Origin of the sequence: Umezawaea sp. (assembly GCF_036375055.1) — a bacterium.
GTDB lineage: Bacteria > Actinomycetota > Actinomycetes > Mycobacteriales > Pseudonocardiaceae > Umezawaea.
In genome coordinates this window covers 24319-46141 of record NZ_DASUSQ010000172.1, presented here as the reverse complement: position 1 = coordinate 46141, position 21823 = coordinate 24319, and the positions used below count along the sequence as shown (strand labels likewise).

The window sequence follows — 21823 nt, the reverse complement described above, 5'->3', positions numbered from 1 at the left end:
CCCGTTCGACGTGGTGGCCGGGGGCGTCGGGCCGGGACGGTGCGGTCGGCCTGCTCGACGTCGACCCGGACGGGGCCCGCGCGCCGCGCGGGCTGGTGGGCGACCTGGCCCCGGCCGAGCGGCGCGACCACCTGGTGGGCGTCGAACCCGGTCCGGTCCGCTGAGATGGCGGGAGCCCGGACCGTGGTTCAACCTGGAGGAGCCGGGGTACCCCGGCCGGACCTGTTGTGGGCGGAGGGGCACGAGTGTCGAGTGGGCGCGAGGTCATCACGGCGGAGGTCGCCGGAGTCGTGAGCGAGCAGGGCGCTGGGGCGGTGGGGCTGCCCGAGGGGATCACCGCCGTCCTGTTCGACCTGGACGGGGTCCTGACCAGCACGGCCGCCGTCCACCAGCGGGCGTGGAGGACGACGTTCGACGACCTGCTGCGGGAGCGCGACGGCGACGGGTTCAGCCCGTTCACCGAGTCCGACTACCTGCGGTTCGTCGACGGCAGGCCGCGCTACGAGGGCGTGCGGGAGTTCCTGGCGTCGCGGAACGTCGACCTCCCCAAGGGCGAGCCCGACGACGAGCCCGGTCACGGCAGCGTCCACGCGGTGGGCAACCTCAAGAACCGGCTGCTGGAGTCGATCATCGCCAGGGACGGCGTGACGGCGTACCCCGGCTCCGTGCGGTACCTGGAGGCCGTGCGGGCCGCAGGGCTGCCGATCGGGGTCGTGACGGCGTCGGCCAACGGGGAGCTGGTGCTGGAGAAGGCGGGTCTCACGCCGTTCGTGGACACCCGGATCGACGGGGTCGTGCTCGCGCGGGACGGTCTGCGCGGCAAACCGGCCCCGGACTCGTTCCTGGCGGGGGCGCGGGCGCTCGGCGTCGAGCCGGGGTCCGCCGCGGTGTTCGAGGACGCGCTGGCGGGTGTGCAGGCCGGTCGGGCCGGCGGGTTCGGGCACGTGGTCGGCGTGAACCGGGGCAACCAGGCCGACGCGCTGGTCGAGCACGGCGCCGACGTGGTCGTGGCCGACCTCGCCGACCTCCTGGCGCGGCGCCGATGAGCGGCTACTCGGTCGAACCGTGGCAGCTGCGCTGGTCGGGTCTGGTCGTCGACGAGCTGCGGCGAACCGAGTCGACGTTCGCCCTGTCCAACGGGCACATCGGGCTGCGCGGCACCCTGGACGAGGGTGAGCCGCGCGGGCTGCCGGGCACGTACCTGAACGGCTTCTACGAGGAGCACCCGCTGCCCTACGGCGAGGCGGGCTACGGCTACCCGGAGGCGGGCCAGACGGTCGTCAACGTCACCGACGGCAAGATCATCCGGCTGCTGGTCGAGGACGAGCCGCTGGACATGCGCTACGGGCGCGCCGTCGAGCACGAGCGGGTGCTGGACTTCCGGACCGGGACGCTGCGCAGGCGCACCGAGTGGGTGTCGCCGACCGGCAAGCGCGTGGTGGTGCGCAGCGAGCGGCTGGTGTCGTTCACGCAGCGGGCCGTCGCCGCCGTGCGCTACGAGGTCGAGGTGGCCGAGGACACGCAGCTGGTCGTGCAGTCCGACCTGCTGGCGAACGAGCCGGTCGAGCGCGGTGAGAGCGACCCTCGGGTGGCCGTCGCGCTGGAGGACCCGCTGGTGGCCGACTTCGCGTTCGCCGAGAAGAACCGGGCCGTGCTGGCGCACCACGCGCGCAGCTCGGGCCTGCGGATGGCGGCGGCGATGGACCACGAGATCGAGGTGGACGACGGGATGCGCACCGACATCCACGTCGAGGAGCACATGGCCCGGTTCACCGCGGCCGTGGACGTGAAGGCGGGCCAGACGCTGCGGCTGACCAAGTACCTGGGCTACGGCTGGTCGGGGCAGCGGTCGGTGCCCGCGCTGCGCGCGCAGGTGGAGGCCGCGCTCGCGGGCGGCCTGCAAACGGGGTGGGAGGGGCTGCTGGAGGAGCAGCGGCGCTTCCTGGACGACTTCTGGGACGTCGCGGACATCCAGGTCGACGGCGACGAGGGCCTCCAGCAGGCCGTGCGCTTCGCGCTGTTCCACATCCTCCAGGCGGGGGCGCGCGGCGAGTCCCGCGCCATCGCGGGCAAGGGCCTCACCGGGCCGGGCTACGACGGGCACGCGTTCTGGGACACCGAGACGTTCGTGCTGCCGGTGCTGACCTACACGGTGCCCGAGGCGGCGCGGGACGCGCTGCGGTGGCGGCACTCGACGCTGGACAAGGCCAAGGAGCGCGCGGAGGTGCTCGGCCTGAAGGGCGCGGCGTTCCCGTGGCGGTCGATCAACGGCGCCGAGTGCTCGGCGTACTGGCCCGCGGGCACCGCGGCCATGCACGTCTCCGGTGACGTCGCCTACGCCACCGCCCAGTACGTCGACGCGACCGGCGACCGGGAGTTCGAGCGCGAGTCCGGGGTCGAGCTGCTCGTGGAGACGGCCCGGCTGTGGCTGTCGCTCGGGCACCACGACCAGCGCGGCGGCTTCCGCATCGACGGCGTGACCGGCCCGGACGAGTACTCCGCCATCGTGGACAACAACGTCTACACCAACCTGATCGCGCAGCGGAACCTGCGCAGCGCCATCGCCGCGTGCGAGCGGCACACCGACGTGGCCGAGCGGCTCGGGGTGGACGTCGAGGAGATCGCGGACTGGCGCGACGCGGCCGAGCACGTGGTGCTGCCGTTCGACGACATGCTCGGCGTGCACCAGCAGTCGGAGGACTTCACCGAGCACGCGGAGTGGGACTTCGCCGGGACCCCGCAGGAGAAGTACCCGCTGCTGCTGCACTACCCGTACTTCGGGCTGTACCGGGCGCAGGTGGTGAAGCAGGCGGACCTGGTGCTGGCGATGCACCTGCGCGGTGACGCGTTCACCGCCGAGCAGAAGGCCCGCAACTTCGCCTACTACGAGGCCAGGACGGTGCGGGACTCCTCGCTGTCGGCGAGCACGCAGGCGGTGCTCGCCGCGGAGGTCGGCCACCTCGACCTCGCCTACGACTACCTGGCCGAGGCGGCGTTCACCGACCTGCACGACCTGCACGACAACGTCCACAACGGACTGCACATGGCGTCGCTCGCGGGCGCGTGGAACGCGGTCGTGGCCGGGTTCGGCGGGATGCGCGACCACGACGGGCACGTGACGTTCGCGCCGCGCCTGCCCCCGGCGCTGAACCGGCTCGCGTTCCGGATGCTCGTGCGCGGGACCAGGCTGTCCGTGGAGATCGGCCGCGCATCGGCGACCTACCGGATCGTGTCCGGCGGCCCGTTCCGGACGGAGCACCACGGCGAGCCGATCGTGGTCGAGGCGGGCGCGGACGTGACGCTGCCGATCCCCGCCGCGCCGCGGCGGGACGAGCCGAGGCAGCCGCACGGCAGGCAGCCCGCGCACCGCGGGACGAACTGACCCGGTGGCACGGGTCTCCCGGCGCGAGCCGGGAGACCTGTTGCCAAGGCGCACCTCCTGGCCTACCATTGGCCACAATCCCCGCGGACGATGGCGATGCCTCCCGCGGATCTGCCGAAGGCCTCCCGCTCCGGTCCTCGTGACGACGACCGTGTGAACTCCGGGTCCTTCACCCCACACCCGCGCCCTGTCGCGGAATTCGACGCAACGCACAACCGTTGCGGTGGAAGGACATCACCCATGACCAGCTCAACCCTGCTCCGAAACCCCGACCCGTTCACGGTCGAACAGCTCGTCCCCGTCTCCGGCGTCGTCGACGTGCGGGGCAACTCCACGTTCCTGCGCACGTCCGGCTACCTGCCCGGCCCGAAGGACGCCGTCATCTCCACGCAGATCGCGCACAAGCACGGCCTGCGGCGCGGTGACCTCGTGACCGGTGCGGCCCGCACCCCCCGCGACGACAGGCGCCAGCGGTCGCTCCAACTGGCCCGTGTGGACACCGTCAACGGCGGTGACCTCGCGCGTGCGCTGTCCCGCGAGGACTTCACCGACCTGGTGCCGATCCACCCCGACGAGCGGCTGCGCCTGGAGACCGACCCGACCAACCTGACGACCCGCGTGATCGACCTGCTGATGCCGGTCGGCAAGGGCCAGCGCGCGCTGGTCGTCGCGCCGCCGAAGGCGGGCAAGACCTCCGTGCTGCACGCCATCGCGCACGCGATCGGCAAGAACAACCCCGAGTGCCACCTGATGGTCGTGCTCGTCGGTGAGCGCCCGGAGGAGGTCACCGACATGCGCCGGAACGTGCCGGGCGAGATCATCGCCTCCACGTTCGACCAGTCCCCCGCCGACCACGTCGCCATCGCCGAGCTCGCGATCGAGCGCGCCAAGCGCCTGGTCGAGGACGGCCACGACGTCGTGGTGCTGCTGGACTCCCTCACCAGGCTGGGCCGCGCCTACAACCTCGCCGCGCCCGCGTCGGGCCGGGTCCTGTCCGGCGGTGTGGACTCCGCGGCCCTGCTGCCGCCCAAGAAGTTCCTCGGCGCGGCCCGCAACATCGAGGGCGGCGGCTCGCTGACCATCTTCGCCACCGCGCTGGTGGAGACCGGGTCGGCGGGCGACACGCTGATCTTCGAGGAGTACAAGGGCACCGGCAACGCCGAGCTGAAGCTCGACCGCCGCATCGCCGGGAAGCGCGTCTTCCCCGCCGTGGACGTCGAGCAGTCCAGCACCCGCAAGGAGGAGCTCCTGCTGTCGCCGGAGGAACTGGCCGTGACGCGCACGCTGCGCCGCGCGCTCGACAGCCGCGACAGCCTCCAGTCCATCGAGGTCCTGCTCGACGGCCTGCGCAAGACCCGCACCAACATCGAGTTCCTCACCCAGCTCGACCGGTAGGCCGCCCAGGCCCCGAACAGCGCGTCGATCCGCGTGCGGGGCGCCGCCTCGTCGTGGCGCGGCGCCCGCGCGGGCCCCCCGGACCACCGCTAGGCGGTGAGGGGCAGCAGGACCGCCACCTCGGACTCGTCGTGGGGCAGGTACACCACCCGGACGACCGAACCGGGCTGCACGTGGCGGGACGCGGTGGGCGGCAGCGCCTTCTCCTGCGTCACGTCGAACAGGCTCTGGTCGCGCCGCGTGACCCGCAGGGTGAGCTGGACGACCGACCGGCCCTGACGGACCTCGCCGGTGGGCGACATGGCCAGCACGACGGCCTGCGCCTCCACGCCGCTGCGGGCGATGTGGAGCTGCTGCGGGGTGATGTGGCCCTTGGCGAGCTGGACGTGGTCGAGCGCGGCCTGGAGTTCGTGCTGGGCGGCGTCCGTGGCGAGCGCGACCCGGCCGTCCGGCAGGTACCGCACGGGCAGGACCGCGCCGGGCTGCACGGAGCCGATCTCGGTGAGGTCGACGATCTGGCGGGCGGTGCCGCGGAAGGTCCGGCCGTCGGGGGTGTCGACGTCGAGCTGGATGTCGAGCTGCGGCTGGTCGTTGACGCTCAGGCCGGTCCTGGCGACACCGACGACGGTGCCCATGCCGATCGGTGCGCCGAGGAACGCCTTCGGCACGCCCCCGGTCAGCGCGGCGAAACCGCCGCCGAGCTTGCCTGCGAGGGAGAACAGCACCGGTGCGACGAAGAGCAGGACGATCGGTCCGGCGAGCCAGCCGTTGAGCCACGCGAGCTGGTCGTCACCGGTCAGCCCGGTGGTGATGAACAGGGCGGTGCAGACGAGCCCGACGACGAGCACGGTCCAGGCGATGGCCTTCATGGTGGTTCCTCTTTCCAGGGTGGGTGGTGGTCAGGAGGGGTTGCCGAGGAAGTCGGTCGCGCCGACGGGCACCGCGGTGACCCGGCCGTCCGGTCCGCTGGTGACGAGCACGCCGCCCGCGGCGATCACGGCCGTGCCGTCCTCGCGGGTGACGGCCCGCTGGGGGGAGGAGTCGACGGCCAGGGAGCCGGTGACCGCTCCGGTGGTGAGCGAGACGGCGCTGATCTCGGTGCCGGTGTCGTTCACCGTGCGGTTGTGCTTGACCAGCACGTGCCCGGACACCGAGCCTGCCGCCGTCGCGCCGTCGAGCACGATGCTCGCGCCGTGGAACGGGGTGTCGCCGACCCTGGTCTCGGTGCCGTCGGCGCCGACGCGGACCAGGACGCCACCGGGACCGCCCGCGGGTCGGGGTCGCAGCTCGACCCGGTCGCCCGCGCCGAGCGCGGCCCTGTTCGACGTGGCGGGCGTGGTGGTGGGCCTGGCCGAGAGGGTGGCGAGCCAGACGGCCGTGGTGGCCTGGTCGGTCGGTGTGGCGACGACCTCGTCCAGCGGCAGGGCCAGCACGGCGCCGGTGGCGGTCATCGCCAGCACCCGCCGGTCGTCCGGGTCGTAGCCGTAGGCCGAGGGCGCGGCCACGTAGGAGCCGCCGAGGCCCTGGACGTCGGAGCCCCGCGCGACGAGCGCGCCGTCGTGCAGGTCCACGATCACCAGGCCCGACCCGGTGGCGACGTAGGCGTACCGCTCCCCCGCCGCGAGGACCCGCGCGTCCCAGACCAGCTCGTCGGAGAGCTGCACGTCCCACAGGACGTCGCCGGTGGCCGGGTCGGTCGCGGCGAGCCGCACCTGGAACAGGTCCCGCACCATCAGCTGGAACATGCCGCGCGCGCCGTGCCGCTCGTAGGGCACCAGCACCGCCTGGCGGCCGTTCACCGCGGCGAAGCCCACGCCGGGCTTGATCTCGACGTCCGGTTCGGGCGAGACCAGGTAGGAGAACCCGAAGAACATGAACCCGAAGAACAGCAGGGGCAGCAGGAGCAGGACCGGCGCCTTGACGACGCGGCGGCGGGCGGGGCGGGGCATCTCGTAGGGCGCGACCTGGCCGTAGGGCTGCGGCGTGTAGTCCTTCGGTGACTGGTACATGGGTGGCTCCCCCGGCTCGTCGTGCGGTGTGGGGAGAGCGTCCGACGCCGGTCCCGCCTACCGATCACAGGAACGGGCGGTCGCGGCGGCACGTCGACCGGCGGCCCTCGCCCGTGCTCGGCGGCCGAACGGGTGCGTCGCGGTGCCGCGGGGCTCCGCGCTGAGCGTCGAGGACACGGTGGAGGGCGGCGGTCGAGGCACTACGCTCGGCTGGTGAGCACCGTCCACGCGCGCGCGGCACCCGCCGGAGCGGCGCTGCCGCGCGGGCTGCTGATCGCGCGGGCGTGGGAGGCCCTGGGTGACGCGGTGGCCCCGCTGAGCAACCCCGAGGGGCGTCCGCTGGCCCGCACGGTGAAGCTGATCCTCGACCCGCTCGTGCTGCGCCCGGTGCAGAACCCCGGTTTCGCGGCCGGAGCGGTCGGGATCGAGCACGTGGACGCGTTGCGCGACCGGATCACGGCCGCCGGACCGGTGCTGGCGGCGACGGCCGCGTGGTTCCTGGTGCTGAAGAAGGAACGGCGGCGGGCGGGCATCACCGACGGCAACCCGCAGGACCTCTACTTCCAGCGCTGCTACGAGCTGGCCAGTGCTCACGGCGATCCGCGCGGGGAGCCCGCCGCGGTCGCCCGCCGGGCCGCCGCCGTCCTCGCGGAGGTCCACCGGCGCGAGGGTCCGACCCTGGCCGGGGTCCGCGACTTCGTGGCCGGCCACGGCGACGAGCTGACCCGGCTGCTCGACGCCGCCTGGGCCCACCCGCCCGTGCCGAGGCGGGCGCCGGGCCCCGCGCGCCCCGAGGCGTTCCTCGCCACCTGCGCGACCGCGCCCGACCGGGCACTGTTCGCGGCGCTGGTCGCGGACGCGGCGGGCAGCCGGAGCGCCGCGGACCTCGACCTGCCCGGTGGCGCGCGGGTCCGCGGCCTGACCGACCTCGACCGGCCGGTCCGCCCGGTGCCGGGGCACGGCGCGTCCAAGCAGAACCTGCCCAAGCCGTTCGACCGGTCCGTGGTGGAGCGGCTGTTCGCGGCGGTGACCGGTCCGCTGCGCGACGCGCTGGACGACGTGCCCGCGCTGGTGCGCCAGGAGGTCTCCCGGTCGGCGGGCCCGTGGCAGCTCGCCGACGAGACCGGCCGGGTCGTGCTGGCGCTGGGCTGGGAGGCGACCGCCGCCCTGGTCGGCGGCCCGCCGGGTCCGGTGGGCGGGGCCGCGGCGCGGCTGCGGCTGCGCTGGGACCGCGAGGCGTACGTGCACCGCGCCCTGCGGATGCCGTCGTCGATGCCCGACGGCGTGCGCGCCGACGTGGACGGCGTCCGCGAGGCCTACCAGCGGCGGCTCTGGGTGCGGGTGCACGGCCGCGAGCTGCGCCACGACACCGTGACGGCCGACGAGCTGTGGGACGTGCTCGACGGCGTGCTCCGCTCGGTGATCCTCGACCAGCGCGACCGGCTGCGGTCGGCGCTGCGCCGCCGGTCCGACGGGGGTGCGTCGTGAGGGTCGAGCGCACCGACACCGAGGTCCGCGTCGGCCCGTGGCCGCCGCACGCCGAGCGGACGGCGCTGCTGGAGGCGCGGGGCGCGGTGCTCGCGTGGGACGTGCTGGCCGACGACCCCGTGCCGAGCGCCCGGATCCACGACCTCGACCGGGCGGCCGACTGGCTGTGGGAGGTCTACGGGACCGCGGTCACGGACGGCGCCACCGAGGTGACGGTGGCCGCCGAGGGCGACTGGCGGGTCCGGGACGCGGCACGGGTCGTCGCGCACCTGCGCTGGGCCGAGGCGTGGTGGCCCGCCTCCCCGACGGCCGGTGTCCCGGCGCTGGACACCGCGCTGCTGCGGGCGGAACTGGCGGTGGCGACCGGCTCGGTCGAGCACCTGCTGGACGACGAGGACGCCGTGGAACGGGCGCTCGCGGCGGTCGGGCCGTTCACCGCCGACCCGGCGGTGGACGCCCTCGCCGCGAGGCTCGTCGCGCTGGCCGAGGACTACGGGGTCGTGCTCACCGAGGCCGCCGTGCCGAGCCGGTCGTCGTTCGCGCTGGCGGCGGGCGGCGGCGAGCGGGCCGACGGCGTGACCGTCCTCAGCGGAGCGGAGGTCGTCGACTGGGCGTTGGTGCCGCAGGGGGTCGTGGACGCCGCCGCCGACGCGCGGTGGTCCGTGGTCCGGCGGCGGGGCTCGACCTTCCTGGAGGTCGCGGTCTCCCCCGGTCCCCGGCGGGGCACCCGGCTGGCGGCGCGCTTCGGCCAGGTCGACGTGGCGCTGGACGACACCGACGGGCTCGGCCGCCTCACCGGCAGCGCGCCGGTCCCGCCGACCGTGCTCCTGCTGCCACCCGCCCAGCGCGTCCTCACCGTGTACGCGCCCGACTTCGCCTCCCCCGCCGCCGATCCCGACCCCGACGCGCGCACGCGGCGAGCCGCGATCGTCGCCTACGCGCGGTCCAGGGTGGGCTCGCCGACGGCCACGCTCACCGAACGACGGGCGGGCCGCCGGTGACGTGCCGGGCCCTGAACGACGAGGGCGTCCGACTGCTCCAGGAGGGCGACCTCGCGCGCGCCGAGACCGCGCTGCGCGCCGCCCACGACGCCGCGACCACCCCGGCCGAACGCGTGACCACGCTGCTGAACCTGGTGTTCGTCGTGGACCCCGAGCAGGCGCTCGGGCTGCTGACCGAGGCCGTCAACGTGGCCGACGACGACGCGCTGCGCGCCACCGCGTTCGCGTCCCGCGCGGAGACCCTGCTCCGGCTCGGCCGGTGGGACGAGGCCTGGGCGGACACCGAACGCGGGCTCGTCGACGCCCCGGACCGGGAGGCCGCGCTGCTGCGGACCGTGCGGGCCGGGCTGCTGGGCGTCGTGGGCAGGGTGGACGAGGCTCGGACCGAGGCGCTGGCGGCGGAGCGGCACCCGGAGTTCACCGAGAACGCCCGCGCGACCCTGGCGCACCTCGACCAGGCCCAGCCGTGGCAGGCGTGCGTCGCGCTGAACGTCCGCGGCACGGCGCTGGCGCGGGCCGGTGACGTGCGCGGGGCCGTGGCGGCGTTCGAGGCCGCCTACCGGGCCACCCTCCTGTCCGAGGACGCCGAGGCCGTGGTGAGCCGGGCCGCCGTCGCGGGCAACCTCGCGGGCCTGGTGGACGCGGTGCGGTGGAGCACCGAGGCGATCGAGCTGGCGCGCTCCGTGCCGGAGCAGGCCGGCTCGTCCGGGGTGCTGGTCAACGCCCTGCTGGTGCGCGCCCAGCACCTCGGGCACGCCTCCCGCGCCACCGAGGCGCTGGCCGACCTGGACGAGGCGTCCCGGTTCGCCGACACCGTGGAGCTGCGGGCCGTGCGCGCCAGGGTGCTGGCCACGAACGGCCGGTTCGGCGAGGCGTCCACCGAGGCGACGGCCGCGCTCGACCTCGCCCACGCGGGCGAGCCGCACCTCGCCGCGGGCCTGCACGTCACGCTCGCCGAGATCGCGGGCTCGACCGGCGACCTGGCGGGCAGCGCCGAGCACCACGCGCTGGCCCGCGACCTGGCCGCCGCGACGGGCGACCGGCCCACCGAGGCGGGCGCGCTGCTCAGCCTCGCGCGCCTGGCGTACCTGGGCTCTGACGGCGACCGGGCCGAAGCCCTCTACGCCGAGGCCTCCGACCTCCTGCACGACGACCCGCGCGGGCTCGCGGTGTGCCTGCACGGCCGGGCCGCCGTCGCGATCAGCCGCGGCGCACCCGCCGAGGCGCTGCCGCTGCTCGACGAGGTGAGCGACCGGCTCGGCGAGCAGGCCACCCCCGTGGAGCGGATCGCGCTGCACCAGGTCCGGGGCAGCGCGCGGGAGGCGCTGGGCGACCACGCCGGGGCCGACGAGGAGTACGCCTCCGCCACGGCCGTCAGCGAGGCGGCCGGGCTGCGGCACGTGGCCATCGGCATCGCCTGGTGGCGGGCGGACGCGATCCTGCGGTCCGCGACCGCCGCCGACGTCGACCTGTGCCGCCGGGCGCTGGACCTCGCCCTGCCCGCGGCGCTGGCCGCGGAGGCCGTGCGCCACCGCTTCGCGCACGGTCCGCTGCGCGAACGCTGGATCGCGCTGGCCGCCGCGCCCGCGACCCGCGCCGCGTTCGCCGCCATCGGCTCGCTCGGCGACGTGCGGCTCGCCGCCGCCTACGTCGACCACCTGACCGCGACGGTCTCGCTGCACACCGACGGGGCGCACGCGGTCGCCCGCGAGGACCTGGTGACGCTGCCCGCGCCGCCCGCCGAGGACCACCTGCCCTACGCCGCGTCGTTCCCGCGGGTCGCGAGCGCGGACCTCGCGGCGGACCTGGTGCTGCCGCCGCGGGTGCGGGTCGACCCGGCGACACCGTCCGAACTGGACCCGTGGATCGACCTGGCCCAGCGGCGCTACGGCCTGCCCGTGCGCTCGGCCGAGGCGGTGTCGTCGTGGTAGCGGTGCAGCTCAAGTTCGTGGACGCGGGCGACCTGTACGTGTCGTGGCGCTGGGAGCACGAGCCGGACCGGCCGCGCGCCTGGCGCTTCCCCCGCGACCTCGTGCGGGACGCGCTGGCCGACTGGGCGCGGGCCGTCCCGTCACCGCTGCCGGGTGAGCGCGCCGACCAGGCGCTGGTCCGGTCCCTCACCCACGGCCCGCTGCTGGACCTCGCGCGGGAGCGGGAGCTGTCGGGCAGGCTGGCGGGGGCGGTGTTCCCCGGTCAGCTCGGCGGGGAGCTGAACGCGCTGCTGGAGCAGGGGATCAGGCCGCACCTGCGGATCCAGCCGTCGCCGTCGACCGCGCTGGTGCCGTGGGAGTCGCTGCGGGTCGACGAGGGCGAGCGGACCGTGCACCACTCCGACGTCTCCGTGCTCACCCCGGCGACGGTCCGCAACGCCCACGGCCGCCGGGCGTCGCCGTTCAGTCCGCACGGGACGGTCGTGTCGGTCGTCGACCCGGTGGTGCCCGGTTTCACCGACACCTCGGCGCTGGGTTCCGTGCTGGGCCCGGACTCGCCGTTCGAGCGGTCCGACGTGGACCGCGACGACCTGGAGCGGGCGCTGTCCGACGCGTCCCGCTTCCTCTACGTCGGCCACGTCACCACCGGCGACCACGCCCTCGACTCGCGCCTGCACCTGTCGTGCGGCACCACCACGACCGGCCGCGCCGCGCCGATCGGCGCCCACCGCCCCCTCACCGCGGCCGACATCGCGCTGGGCCACCGCCCCGGTGCCCCGAACCCGTGGCGCGTCCCCAACCGCGTGGCCCTGATCGCCTGCGACAGCGGCGGCGACACCCGCTTCGCCGAACCCGCGGGCCTGGTCGCCGCCATGGTCCACGGCGGGGCCGAGTACACCACCGCCACCCGCTGGACCCTGCCCACCGACGCGGGCCTTCGCCACCTGGTCCCGCACTTCCCGACGACCCCGGTGCTGGTGCCGACCGTGCGGGCGATCGACCGGGCCCAGTCCTCACCGGACCCCGTCGCCGCCCAGTGCGCCTGGCAGCGCGCCCAGGCCGACGAGTGGGAGAGGACCGGCGACCCGGCGCTCTCCCCCGTCGTGTGGGCCGCGTTCGGCACGGCTTGGACACCGACGCCGCGCTGACCTACTCGTCCAGGTCGATCGCCGCCGGCTCTGGCCGTGCGGGCACCTCCAGCGGCAGCAGCACCGTGAACCGCGTGTCACCCGGCTCGGACTCGACGCGGATGTCGCCGTGGTGCTTCTTCACCACGATCCGCCACGAGATCTCCAGCCCGAGCCCGGTGCCCTCGCCGACGGCCTTGGTGGTGAAGAACGGCTCGAAGATCCGGCCCTTGACCTCCGGCGGGATGCCGGTGCCGGTGTCGCCGACCTCCACGGCCACCCGGTCGTCGACCCGGTGGGTGCGGACGGTGAGGGTGCCGGTGCCGTTCATGGCGCCCAGCGCGTTGTCGACGAGGTTCGTCCACACCTGGTTCAGCTCCCCGGCGAACGCGGGCAGCGGCGGGAGCGAGCGGTCGTAGTCCTTCACCACGCGGACACCCCCGGGGATCTTGCTGCCGAGCATGACGAGCGTCGAGTCCAGCAGCTCGTGCACGTCGACGACCTGGAACGGGGCGCGGTCGAGCTGGGAGTACTGCTTGGCCGCGCCGACGAGCGTGGACACCCTGGTGGTCGCGTCCTCGATCTCGTTCATCAGGGTCTCGGTCTCGACGGTGTAGGCGAGCCAGCGCACGGCCGCCTCGGTCGCCGACCTCGGGCACAGCTCCGCGGCCTCGTCCAGCCACTCCACGTCCAGGCCGCCCGCCACCAGCGTCGGCGCGAGGTCCCAGCCGCCGGTGATGCCGTGCTCGTCCAGCCAGTCGCCGACCTCGTCCTCGCGGTCGTTGGTCTCCAGCGGCCCCAGCTTGGGGGCCTTGGCGACGCGTTCGACGGCGTTCTCCTGGAGCTTCACCAGCGCGGGCAGCGTCTCCGGGTCGATCTTGCCGCTGGCGAGCATCGCCAGCTTGTGCCGCATCCCGGCGACCCGCTCGCGCAGCGCGGCCGTGGCCCTGACCGCCGCCGCGGCCGGGTTGTTCAGCTCGTGCGTGAGCCCCGCGGACAGCGAGCCGAGCGCGAGCAGCCGCTCGCGGTCGTTCACCAGGCGCTGGGTGTTCTGCATCCCGAGGAACAGGCCCTCCAGCAGGTGCATGGCCATCGGGAACCAGTCGCGGATCACGGGCCCGAACTCGTCGGCGTCCAACTGGAACATCCGGGTGTCGGTGATCGACTCCGCGGTCGTCCGGTAGGTCGGCGACGACTGCACCTCACCCCGCAGGTACGCCTGCGTGGCACCGAAGTACGCGCCGCGGTGGTCCGTGCGGTTCGTCTCCACGCGCTGACCGCCGACGGTGCGGCACAGCGCGATCGTGCCCTCGAGCAGCACGAAGAAGCACGTCGCGGGCTCACCCTCGCTGTGCACCGGGGTACCGGCGGTGCGGGTCTCCACGTGGCCGTGCTCCGCGAGCCACCCGAGCTGCTCGTCGGAGAGGTGCTCGAACAGGAACAGCTCCCGCAGGTCCTCCGGGGTCAGCTTCGCCACGACCGTCACGACCTCTCCAGGTACCGGTGCACCAGGGTCACGGCCATCGCGCCCTCCCCCACGGCCGACGCCACCCGCTTCACCGAGTCGGCCCGCACGTCACCCGCGACGAACACGCCGGGCACGCTGGTCTCCAGGTGGTACGGCGGCCGGTCCAGCTCCCACCCGTCCGGCGCGCGGCCGTCGGCGGTCAGGTCCGGTCCGGCGAGCAGGAAGCCGCGCTCGTCGCGCGACACCGTGCCCTCCAGCCAGTCCGTGCGCGGCGCGGCGCCGATGAAGGCGAACAGCCACGACGCCTCCACCGTGGACTTCTCACCGGTCGCGGTGTGCAGCAGCGTCAACGACTCCAGGTGGTCGTCGCCGGTGCCGCCGACGACCTCCGTGCAGGTGCGGACCTCGATGTTCGGCACGCCCGCGAGCTGGTCGATCAGGTAGCGCGACATCGACCGGTCCAGCGAGTCGCCGCGCACCACGAGCACGACGCGGCGCGCGTGGCGGGAGAAGTACATGGCCGCCTGGCCCGCGGAGTTCGCGCCGCCGACCAGGTAGACGTCCTGGCCCGCGCAGCTCGGCCCCTCCGTGGTGGCCGCGCCGTAGAACACGCCCCGCCCCGCCAGGTTCTCCAGGCCGGGAGCGCCGAGCATCCGGTAGGACACACCGGTCGCCAGGATCACCGTGTGCGCGGCGAGTTCGGTGCCGTCGTCGAACTTCACCACCCGTGCCGCTCCGCGCTGCTCCAGCGCCACGACGTCGCGGGTGGTCAGCATCTCCACGTCGAACTTCAACGCCTGCCTGCGCGCCCGCTCGGTGAGCTGCTCGCCGGACACGCCGTCGGGGAAGCCGAGGTAGTTCTCGATCCGGCTGCTCGTGCCCGCCTGCCCACCGGTCGCCACCCGCTCGACCAGCACGGTCCGCAGGCCCTCCGAGCCGCCGTACACCGCCGCGCCCAGCCCCGCCGGCCCACCGCCGACCACGATCAGGTCGTAGAAGTCCGACGACGGCCGCGTGCTCAACCCGACGCGCGCCGCCAGCTCACCGTCGCTCGGCCGCACCATCGGCTCCCCCTCCGGTGTCACGACCACCGGCAGGTCCGTGCCGTCCAGGCCCGCCGCGGCGAGCAGCCGAGCCGCCTCGCAGTCACCGTCGTCCAGCGAGTGCCAGCGGAACGGCACGGAGTTGCGCGCCAGGAAGTCGCGCACCTCGTAGGAGCGCGGCGACCAGCGGTGCCCGACCACCCTGACCTGCCGCGCGGGCTGCCGGTCGGTCACCGACCAGGCGTGCAGCAGCTCGTCCAGCACCGGGTAGAGCTTCTCCTCCGGCGGGTCCCACGGCTTGAGCAGGTAGTGGTCGAGGTCGACCACGTTGATGGCCTGGATCGCGGCCTCGGTGTCGGCGTACGCGGTCAGCAGCACGCGGCGGGCCTGCGGGAACAGGTCCATGGCCTCTTCGAGGAACTCGATGCCGCTCATCTGCGGCATCCGGTGGTCCGCGAGCAGCGCGGCCACCTCCTCGCCGCGCAGCTTGATCTCCCGCAGCGCTTCCAACGCCTGGGCGCCGGACTCCGCGCGCACGATCCGGTAGCTCTCGCCGTAGTGCCTGCGCAGGTCCCGAGCGACGGCCCTGGACACGCTGGGGTCGTCGTCCACCGTGAGGATCGAGGGTCGCGAGACCCTGGCGGTCTCGGCGGGCGGGGGTGTCGTCATGGCGACCAGTCAAGCAGCGCGAACGGCCGCCGTCACCTGCGCACCCCTCCGCCCTGGGCGTAGGTTCACCCCTGAAGACCACCGAGGCGAGGAGCACCCATGACCGCCGTCACCTGCCAGCACGTCGCCGAACTCGGCGAGGCGCCGGAGCCGAGCACGCCCGACGGGTGCGAGGACTGCCTCGCCTCGGGTGGCCGCTGGGTCCACCTGCGACTGTGCCTGTCGTGCGGCAAGGTCGGCTGCTGCGACTCCTCCCCGGCCAAGCACGCCAGCAGGCACGCGGCCGAGGAGGGCCACCCGGTCATCAGGTCGTTCGAACCCGGCGAGTCGTGGCGCTGGTGCTTCATCGACGAGACGGCGGTATGACCGGCTCGCACCGGTAGGGCCCCAGTTCCCGACCGGAGGCGCCGAGCACGACCACCACCCCGTCGAACGTGCTGCCCGCCCTCTGGACGCCGGGCAGCACCGTGCAGGCGATCTGCCCGCCCGCCCGCGCGTCGAGGTCGGGGACGCGGTCGTCCTCCCGGTCCACCACGACGGCGAACCGGCCCGCCTCCCGCTCCACGACCGGACCCGCCCGCCGGTAGCCCGCGGGCACCGCCGTCCCCACACCCGCGAGGAACTCGGCCTCCGTCGGCCCGGCGAACAGCAGGTCGAGGCGCTCGGCGGCGCCGAGGGAGTCCGGACCGGGGCGCAGCACCTCGAACGCGTCGCCGCCGAAGAGCAGGTGCAGCTGCACACCGGTCACGGGGCTCCTGGGCGGCAGGCCGTACAGGAACGGCTCCGTCGGCGTGATGCCGCACCCGGCGACCGCCGACACGACCAGCAGCACCGCGGCCAGACGACGCCTCACGACCGCCTCCTTGGCAACCGCACGGTGAACCGGGCCCCGCCGCCAGGGGCGTTCCCGGCCTCCAGCGAACCGCCGTGCAGCCTGACGTTCTCCCACGCTATGGCCAGCCCCAACCCGCTGCCCTCCGACCGCAGGCGGGCCGCGTCGGCCTTGTAGAACCGCTCGAACACGTGCGGCGACACCTCGTCGGCGAGACCGGGCCCGGAATCGGTGACCTCCACCACGACCTCGTCGGGCGAGGAGCGCAGCACGACGGTCACCGGTTCCGCGCCGTGCCGCAGCGCGTTGCCGACCAGGTTCGCCAGCACCACGTCGACCCGGCGGCGGTCCAGTTCGGACGGCCCCACCGACGGCAGGTCCACCCGCACCACGTCCGTCCAGCCGCGCGCGGCCAGCGTCGCCACCACCAGCGCCCCCAGCTCGACCGGCTCCGGCCGCAGCCCGGCCACCCCCGCGTCGAACCGGGAGATCTCGATCAGGTCCTCCACCAGCGCCCCCAGCTTCCGCGTCTCGGTGCTCACCATCCCGGCCGCCGTCGCGGCGTCACCGGTCAACGCCTCGTCGTCCAGCGCCTCGGTCACGGCGGTCATCGCCGTCAACGGCGTGCGGAGTTCGTGCGACACGTCCGCCACGAACCGCCGCGACCGCTCGTCCACCCGCCGCAGCTCGGCCACCGTCCCCTCCAGCTCCGCCGTCATCGCGTTGAACGTGCGGACCAGGTCCGCCAGCTCGTCCGAACCACCCGCGGGCAGCCTGGTGTCCAGGTGCCCGTCCGCGACCCGCCGCGCCCCCGACCGCAGCGCCCGCACCGGCCGCAGCACACCCCGTGCCGCCAGCAGCGCCAGCACGGCCGCGGGCAGCAGCGAGAGCAGCACCAGCAGCGCCGCGGACCTCGGGAGGGCCGCGATGGCGTCCTGCTGCGCCCCGAGGTGCTGCCGCCGGTACAGCTCCACACCCGTCGAACCCCGCACGTCACCGTCCAGCGGCGCCCCGACCAGCGCGTACGGCTGACCGTTGACCTCCACCCGCTGCACCAGCGTCCTGCGCCGCTCCCGCACCTGGTCCCGCAGCTCCTTCGGCACGTCCGCGAAGCTGATCCCGTTGCCGCTCGCGTGGTCGTTCGCGAAGACCGCGACGGCCCTGTACCGCCAGGCCAGCTCGACGAGTTCGGCGTGCGTCGGCGAGTGGTCGAGCGGCACCTCCCGCTCCAGGTCCGCGCGGAACCGCTCCACCATCGTGTCCTGCGCCGCCGACAGCACCATGTCCCGCTCCCTCAGGTACGACGCCGCACCGACCGCCGCCCCGGTGGACACCGACACCAGCGTGAACGCGACCAGCAGCCGCGCCCGCAGACCGAGCCTCACAGCGGCCCGAACCGGTAGCCGAAACCGCGGACGGTCCGCACGAACACCGGCGTGGACGGCACGTCCTCCACCTTCAGCCGCAACCGCTGCACGCACGCGTCGACCAGCCGCGAGTCACCGAGGTAGTCGTGCTCCCACACCGACTTCAGCAGCTGCTCCCGCGTCAGGACCTGCCCCGGCGACCGCGACAGCTCCAGCAGCAGCCGCAGCTCGGTCGGCGTGAGCCCCACCGGCACGCCCGCCTTGTGCACGGTCAACGCCGCCCGGTCGATCACCAGGTCGCCGAACACGCTCGTGCTGCGGGTGCCCTCGCGCTCGCTGCGCCGCAGCACCGCCCGCAGCCGCGCGTCGAGCACCCTCGGCTCCACGGGTTTGACGACGTAGTCGTCCGCCCCCGCCTCCAACCCGCCGACGACGTCGAAGTCGTCACCCCGCGCGGTGAGCATGACCACGGGCACGTCCCCCATCGCCCGCACCCTCCGGCACACCTCGAACCCGTCCACCCCCGGCAGCATCAGGTCCAGCACGACGATGTCCGGCACCGCCTCCCGCACGAGCACCAAGCCCTCCTCACCGGTCGCCGCCGCCGACACCTGGTGCCCCTGGCGGCGCAGCGCGAACCCCAGGGCGTTCCGGACGGCCTGGTCGTCTTCGATCAACAGCACACGAGCCACGGCAGCGAGTATGGGGCGCGCGGAGCGCCGGACCCCCCGTCTCCCCGCGCTCTGTGGCGAAACCCTGACACGACCCCGACGAGATCGGGAAGCGCACCACCGACCGCTACCCGTCGTGACCTCCGGGTGGCCGCCGCACCGGTGGGGGGAGCTGCCCGTGATCCAGGCGGGCCGCCGCGCCCCGTCCCACGTCGCGCCCCCGGCCCTTGCGCGTTCCGTGATCCACTCGCGACAATCCCGCCTCGGACCCACCGGACCGACGACGCTGGAGGACCAGTGCGGACGACCCTGCGCGTGCTCGGAACCGCCCTCTCCTGCGTCGCACTGGTGGCCGGGGCCACCACCGCGCACGCGGACACCGGGTGGACCCCCACCACCATCACCTGGCACCCCTGCCCCGAGGTCCCGGCCGCCGAGTGCGGCACGCTCCGCGTCCCCGTCGACTGGAACGCCCCGCGCGGCGAGTCCTTCGACCTCGCCGTCTCCCGCCGCGCGGCGACCGACCCGGCCCGCCGCCTCGGCGTGCTGGTCGCCGACCCCGGAGGACCCGGCGGCTCCGGCGCCGCGTTCGCCCAGTCCGGCTCGCTCTTCAGCCCCGAGGTGCGGGCGCGGTTCGACGTCGTCGGGTTCGACCAGCGCGGGACCGGCGGCAGCGCGTTCGTCCGCTGCTCCGAGGACCTGCTCGGCCGCGGCCCGTCCACCGACCCCGTCGACCAGGCCGCCTTCGACGCGCTGGTCGCCCACAACCGGACGCTGATCGCCGACTGCCGCGCGCGCAGCGGCCCGGTGTTCGACCACGCCGACGCGGGCCAGTCCGCCCGCGACCTCGACGCCCTCCGCCGCGCGCTGGGCGAACGGAGGATCAACTACTTCGGCATCTCCTACGGCACCGTGCTCGGCCAGGCCTACGCGGAGCGGTTCGGCGGCCACCTCCGGTCGATGGTGCTCGACAGCGTGGTCGACCACAGCGCCGACACCCGCCGGTTCGTCATCGACCGGGCGGCCTCGGTGGAGGCCGCGTTCGGCGAGTTCGCGGCGTGGTGCGACCGCACGCCCACCTGCGCGCTGCACGGCCGCGACGTCCGCGCGGTGTGGGAGGACGCGCTGGACGGCGCCGACGCCATCGGCTGGGGCAGGGCCGGGTTCATCAGCACCATCCACACCATGCTCTACGACCCCGCCTGGGCCGAGATCGCCCGGTACGTGTCGGACCTCGCGGAGGAGGAACCACCCCTGTCCGCGCGGTTCGAGTACAACTACCCCGCCGTCCGGCTCGCGACCGTGTGCCAGGACTTCTCCCTGCGCGTCCGCGACCACGCCGACTACGCCCGGCTGCGCGCCGAGGAGCTGCGCCGCGGCCCGACCCTGCGCGGCAGCGACCTCGGCCACGACGAGACCACGTCGTGCGCGGGGATCACCGGCCCCGCGGCCAACCCGCCGCACCGGCTCACCATCCACACCGGACCCGAGATCCTCGTGGTGAACTCCCGCCACGACCCGGCCACGCCGTACGCCTGGGCGCTCAGCGTCCACCGGCAGGCCCGCGCGCACACCGCGCTGCTGACCTACGACGGCTGGGGCCACGTCGCCTACGACCGCGGCGAGTGCACCCGCTCCACCGTCGACGCCTACCTGCTCGCCCTGCGCACCCCCGCCGAGGGGGCCTCGTGCCCCGCGGTCGAGCCGGCCCCGTGATCAGAGCGAGGGCAGCACGGCGGACAGGACGATCAGCACCGCGATCACGCCGTTGACCACCCAGTGCTCCACGAGGATCGCGACGAACTCGCGCAGCGTCGCGGTCGGCCAGAAGTACCAGGCCGTCGGAGCGCCGATGACCTGGCCGTTCAGCTTCGCCTTGCGCGCCAGCAGCGCGGCCCGCAGCACGTGGAAGTTGTTGGTGACGACCAGGCAGCGGTAGTCCGGCCGCTGCTCGGTCATGATCGCCTTGCTGAACACCAGGTTCTCCCACGTCGTGGTCGACCGGTCCTCCAGCAGCACCCGGTCCCGCGACACGCCCCTGGACACGAGGTAGTCGGCCATCGCGACCGCCTCCGGCACGTCCTCGCCCGGCCCCTGGCCACCCGAGGTGATCATCGCGGGCTCCACGCCCTTCGCGACCGCCGCGTCGAACGCCGTGCGCCCGCGCTCCAGCCTGCTCGCGAGCAGCGGCGGGACCTTCTCGCCGATCAGCCCGGCGCCCAGCACCACGATGAAGTCGACACCCCGCTTCGGGCGGATCCGGCCGTAGACGAACGAGTACAGCAGGAAGCACGCGAACAGGAAGCCCACGTAGGCCAGCAGACCCGTCATCACGTCACCCGCGACGCCCAGCGGCGGCCAGTCCACGTGCTGCCGCACGGCCTGGAAGAGCACGAACGCGATGATCCCCAGGCCCGCCGCGAGCGACAGCAGGTTCACCGGCCGCAGGCCTTCGCGGCGGACCATCGTGACGCCGTTCGCGACGAGGAACACCGCGAGCCCGACGATGAGCAGCGGGACCAGCACGACGACACCGACGACCACCACGGTGGCGGCCGTCTCGGAGACCGACGCGAGCGTCAGCAGCAGGCCCAGGCCCAGGAACGCGAGCGTGAGGAAGAGGTACACGCCGTTGCGCAGCCTCCTCCGGTCCCGGACGAAGCTGACCAGGAAGAACAGGAACCACAGCAGCGCGATCCCGTAGCTGTAGACGCTGACCGTGGTCATGGGCCGGGCCACCTCCGAGTCGAGGTGATCATTAGACCAGACGGGGGACGGCGTACCCGGCGGAACGTCCGTCCGCGGCGGTCCGGGGCGTGATCGGGCCCTTCCGCCGGTGCCGCCGTGACCGTGCGTCGTCCCGAACGATCTTGTTTCGGTCTACACTGAAGTCATTGAGGAGGCTGAGGCACCGGGCGGCGGGCGGGCTTCGCCGTCAGGTCGTGAGAGCGTCGTTCATGGTGCCGAACACCGCCAGCTCCCGGTCGATCCGCGAGACGTGGAGCACCGCCAGCACCGCCGGGGTGTTGACCACCAGGCGCAGGACGTTGCCCCGCGCCTTGGCGTGCAGGTGGGCGTCCAGCACGACGGTGAGGCCGGTGGAGCCCAGGAAGCGCAGGCCGAGGCAGTCCACCACCACCAGGGTGTACCGGGAGCAGAGCGCCCTGAGCTCGCGGCCGAGCCGGTGGGCGCTGGCCGAGTCGGACTCGCCCTCCACCGCGACGATCGCGCTGCGGCTGCCCCGGCACACGCGGATGGTCAGCGCCTGCCCGTGGGTGACCAGCACGCCGGGTGGGTGTGGTTCGGACACTGTGCACCCCAAGCAATCCCCGTTTGAGCGGGAGAGGACCCTATCGGGCACCCGGTGGCCCCACAACGCCGCGCCGCCACGTTCACCCGGCTCGCTTAGCCCGTTAGCGCGAGCGCGGTCCCGCACCGTC

At 74.3% G+C, this 21823-nt stretch carries 17 protein-coding genes and 1 pseudogene; 9 read left to right on the top strand and 9 right to left on the bottom strand.

The window, feature by feature from the left end:
- Positions 1–314: 314 nt before the first annotated feature.
- The 3 genes and pseudogenes from VFZ92_RS40405 to rho all read left to right on the top strand — a co-directional run.
- Positions 315–1046 (top strand): beta-phosphoglucomutase family hydrolase, encoded by a 732-nt coding sequence (locus VFZ92_RS40405; RefSeq protein ID WP_330883257.1) that lies wholly within the window; start codon positions 315–317, stop codon positions 1044–1046.
- Positions 1043–3382: a glycoside hydrolase family 65 protein gene (locus VFZ92_RS40400; protein WP_330883108.1), complete on the top strand. Its 2340-nt coding sequence runs from the start codon at positions 1043–1045 to the stop codon at positions 3380–3382. The genes VFZ92_RS40405 and VFZ92_RS40400 overlap by 4 nt, the downstream gene beginning before the upstream one ends.
- A gap of 291 nt (positions 3383–3673) precedes the next feature.
- A pseudogene (rho, locus tag VFZ92_RS40395) lies at positions 3674–4777 on the top strand (transcription termination factor Rho); the annotation flags it as partial.
- Between the two features lie 89 nt (positions 4778–4866).
- Here the strand turns inward: rho and VFZ92_RS40390 are convergent.
- Entirely contained in the window at positions 4867–5646 is a 780-nt protein-coding gene (locus VFZ92_RS40390) for a hypothetical protein (protein WP_330883106.1), read from the bottom strand.
- Positions 5647–5676: 30 nt separating this feature from the next.
- A complete protein-coding gene (locus tag VFZ92_RS40385) occupies positions 5677–6786 on the bottom strand; it encodes a PA2928 family protein (protein WP_330883104.1) in 1110 nt (369 codons plus the stop codon).
- 213 nt (positions 6787–6999) lie between these two features.
- On the opposite strand from VFZ92_RS40385, the gene VFZ92_RS40380 reads away from it, so the two are divergent.
- Genes VFZ92_RS40380 through VFZ92_RS40365 form a run of 4 tightly spaced genes read left to right on the top strand, consistent with a single transcriptional unit; the run spans position 7000 to position 12354 of the window.
- Positions 7000–8274, top strand: a complete 1275-nt coding sequence (locus VFZ92_RS40380; protein WP_330883102.1) for a hypothetical protein — start codon at positions 7000–7002, stop codon at positions 8272–8274.
- Positions 8271–9275 carry a hypothetical protein gene (locus VFZ92_RS40375; RefSeq protein ID WP_330883100.1) on the top strand — a complete coding sequence of 335 codons (1005 nt, stop codon included), beginning with the start codon at positions 8271–8273 and terminating at the stop codon, positions 9273–9275. The genes VFZ92_RS40380 and VFZ92_RS40375 overlap by 4 nt, the downstream gene beginning before the upstream one ends.
- Positions 9272–11206, top strand: coding sequence for a hypothetical protein (locus VFZ92_RS40370; RefSeq protein ID WP_330883098.1), 1935 nt, complete (start codon positions 9272–9274; stop codon positions 11204–11206). The genes VFZ92_RS40375 and VFZ92_RS40370 overlap by 4 nt, the downstream gene beginning before the upstream one ends.
- Positions 11200–12354 carry a CHAT domain-containing protein gene (locus VFZ92_RS40365; protein WP_330883096.1) on the top strand — a complete coding sequence of 385 codons (1155 nt, stop codon included), beginning with the start codon at positions 11200–11202 and terminating at the stop codon, positions 12352–12354. Before VFZ92_RS40370 ends, VFZ92_RS40365 begins: the two co-directional genes overlap by 7 nt.
- A gap of 1 nt (position 12355) precedes the next feature.
- Here the strand turns inward: VFZ92_RS40365 and VFZ92_RS40360 are convergent, their stop codons facing one another.
- Together VFZ92_RS40360 and VFZ92_RS40355 are read right to left on the bottom strand one after the other, a co-directional pair.
- Positions 12356–13810, bottom strand: coding sequence for an ATP-binding protein (locus VFZ92_RS40360; protein ID WP_330883255.1), 1455 nt, complete (start codon positions 13808–13810; stop codon positions 12356–12358).
- A 5-nt stretch (positions 13811–13815) separates the two neighbouring features.
- Complete coding sequence (locus VFZ92_RS40355) at positions 13816–15513, bottom strand: FAD-dependent oxidoreductase (protein ID WP_330883094.1); 1698 nt, start codon at positions 15511–15513, stop codon at positions 13816–13818.
- Between the two features lie 99 nt (positions 15514–15612).
- Between VFZ92_RS40355 and VFZ92_RS40350 the strand changes: the two genes are divergently transcribed.
- Positions 15613–15879, top strand: a complete 267-nt coding sequence (locus VFZ92_RS40350; RefSeq protein WP_330883092.1) for a UBP-type zinc finger domain-containing protein — start codon at positions 15613–15615, stop codon at positions 15877–15879.
- On the opposite strand, the gene VFZ92_RS40345 is transcribed toward VFZ92_RS40350, so the two are convergent.
- The 3 genes from VFZ92_RS40345 to VFZ92_RS40335 are packed head-to-tail and all read right to left on the bottom strand — an operon-like array spanning position 15857 to position 18404.
- Entirely contained in the window at positions 15857–16366 is a 510-nt protein-coding gene (locus tag VFZ92_RS40345; RefSeq protein WP_330883090.1) for a hypothetical protein, read from the bottom strand. The two genes, VFZ92_RS40350 and VFZ92_RS40345, sit on opposite strands and share 23 nt — an antisense overlap.
- A complete protein-coding gene (locus VFZ92_RS40340) occupies positions 16363–17730 on the bottom strand; it encodes a HAMP domain-containing sensor histidine kinase (protein WP_330883088.1) in 1368 nt (455 codons plus the stop codon). Before VFZ92_RS40340 ends, VFZ92_RS40345 begins: the two co-directional genes overlap by 4 nt.
- A complete protein-coding gene (locus VFZ92_RS40335; protein WP_330883086.1) occupies positions 17727–18404 on the bottom strand; it encodes a response regulator transcription factor in 678 nt (225 codons plus the stop codon). Before VFZ92_RS40335 ends, VFZ92_RS40340 begins: the two co-directional genes overlap by 4 nt.
- 276 nt (positions 18405–18680) lie before the next feature.
- Here VFZ92_RS40335 and VFZ92_RS40330 point away from each other — a divergent pair, with 276 nt between their 5' ends.
- Positions 18681–20099 carry an alpha/beta hydrolase gene (locus VFZ92_RS40330; protein ID WP_330883084.1) on the top strand — a complete coding sequence of 473 codons (1419 nt, stop codon included), beginning with the start codon at positions 18681–18683 and terminating at the stop codon, positions 20097–20099.
- On the opposite strand, the gene VFZ92_RS40325 is transcribed toward VFZ92_RS40330, so the two are convergent.
- Together VFZ92_RS40325 and VFZ92_RS40320 are read right to left on the bottom strand one after the other, a co-directional pair.
- Positions 20100–21110: a YdcF family protein gene (locus tag VFZ92_RS40325; protein ID WP_330883082.1), complete on the bottom strand. Its 1011-nt coding sequence runs from the start codon at positions 21108–21110 to the stop codon at positions 20100–20102. It lies immediately after the preceding gene.
- A 208-nt stretch (positions 21111–21318) separates the two neighbouring features.
- The gene (locus tag VFZ92_RS40320) at positions 21319–21693 is read right to left on the bottom strand and encodes an STAS domain-containing protein (protein ID WP_330883080.1); all 375 of its coding nucleotides are present in this window, start codon (positions 21691–21693) and stop codon (positions 21319–21321) included.
- Positions 21694–21823 lie beyond the last annotated feature (130 nt).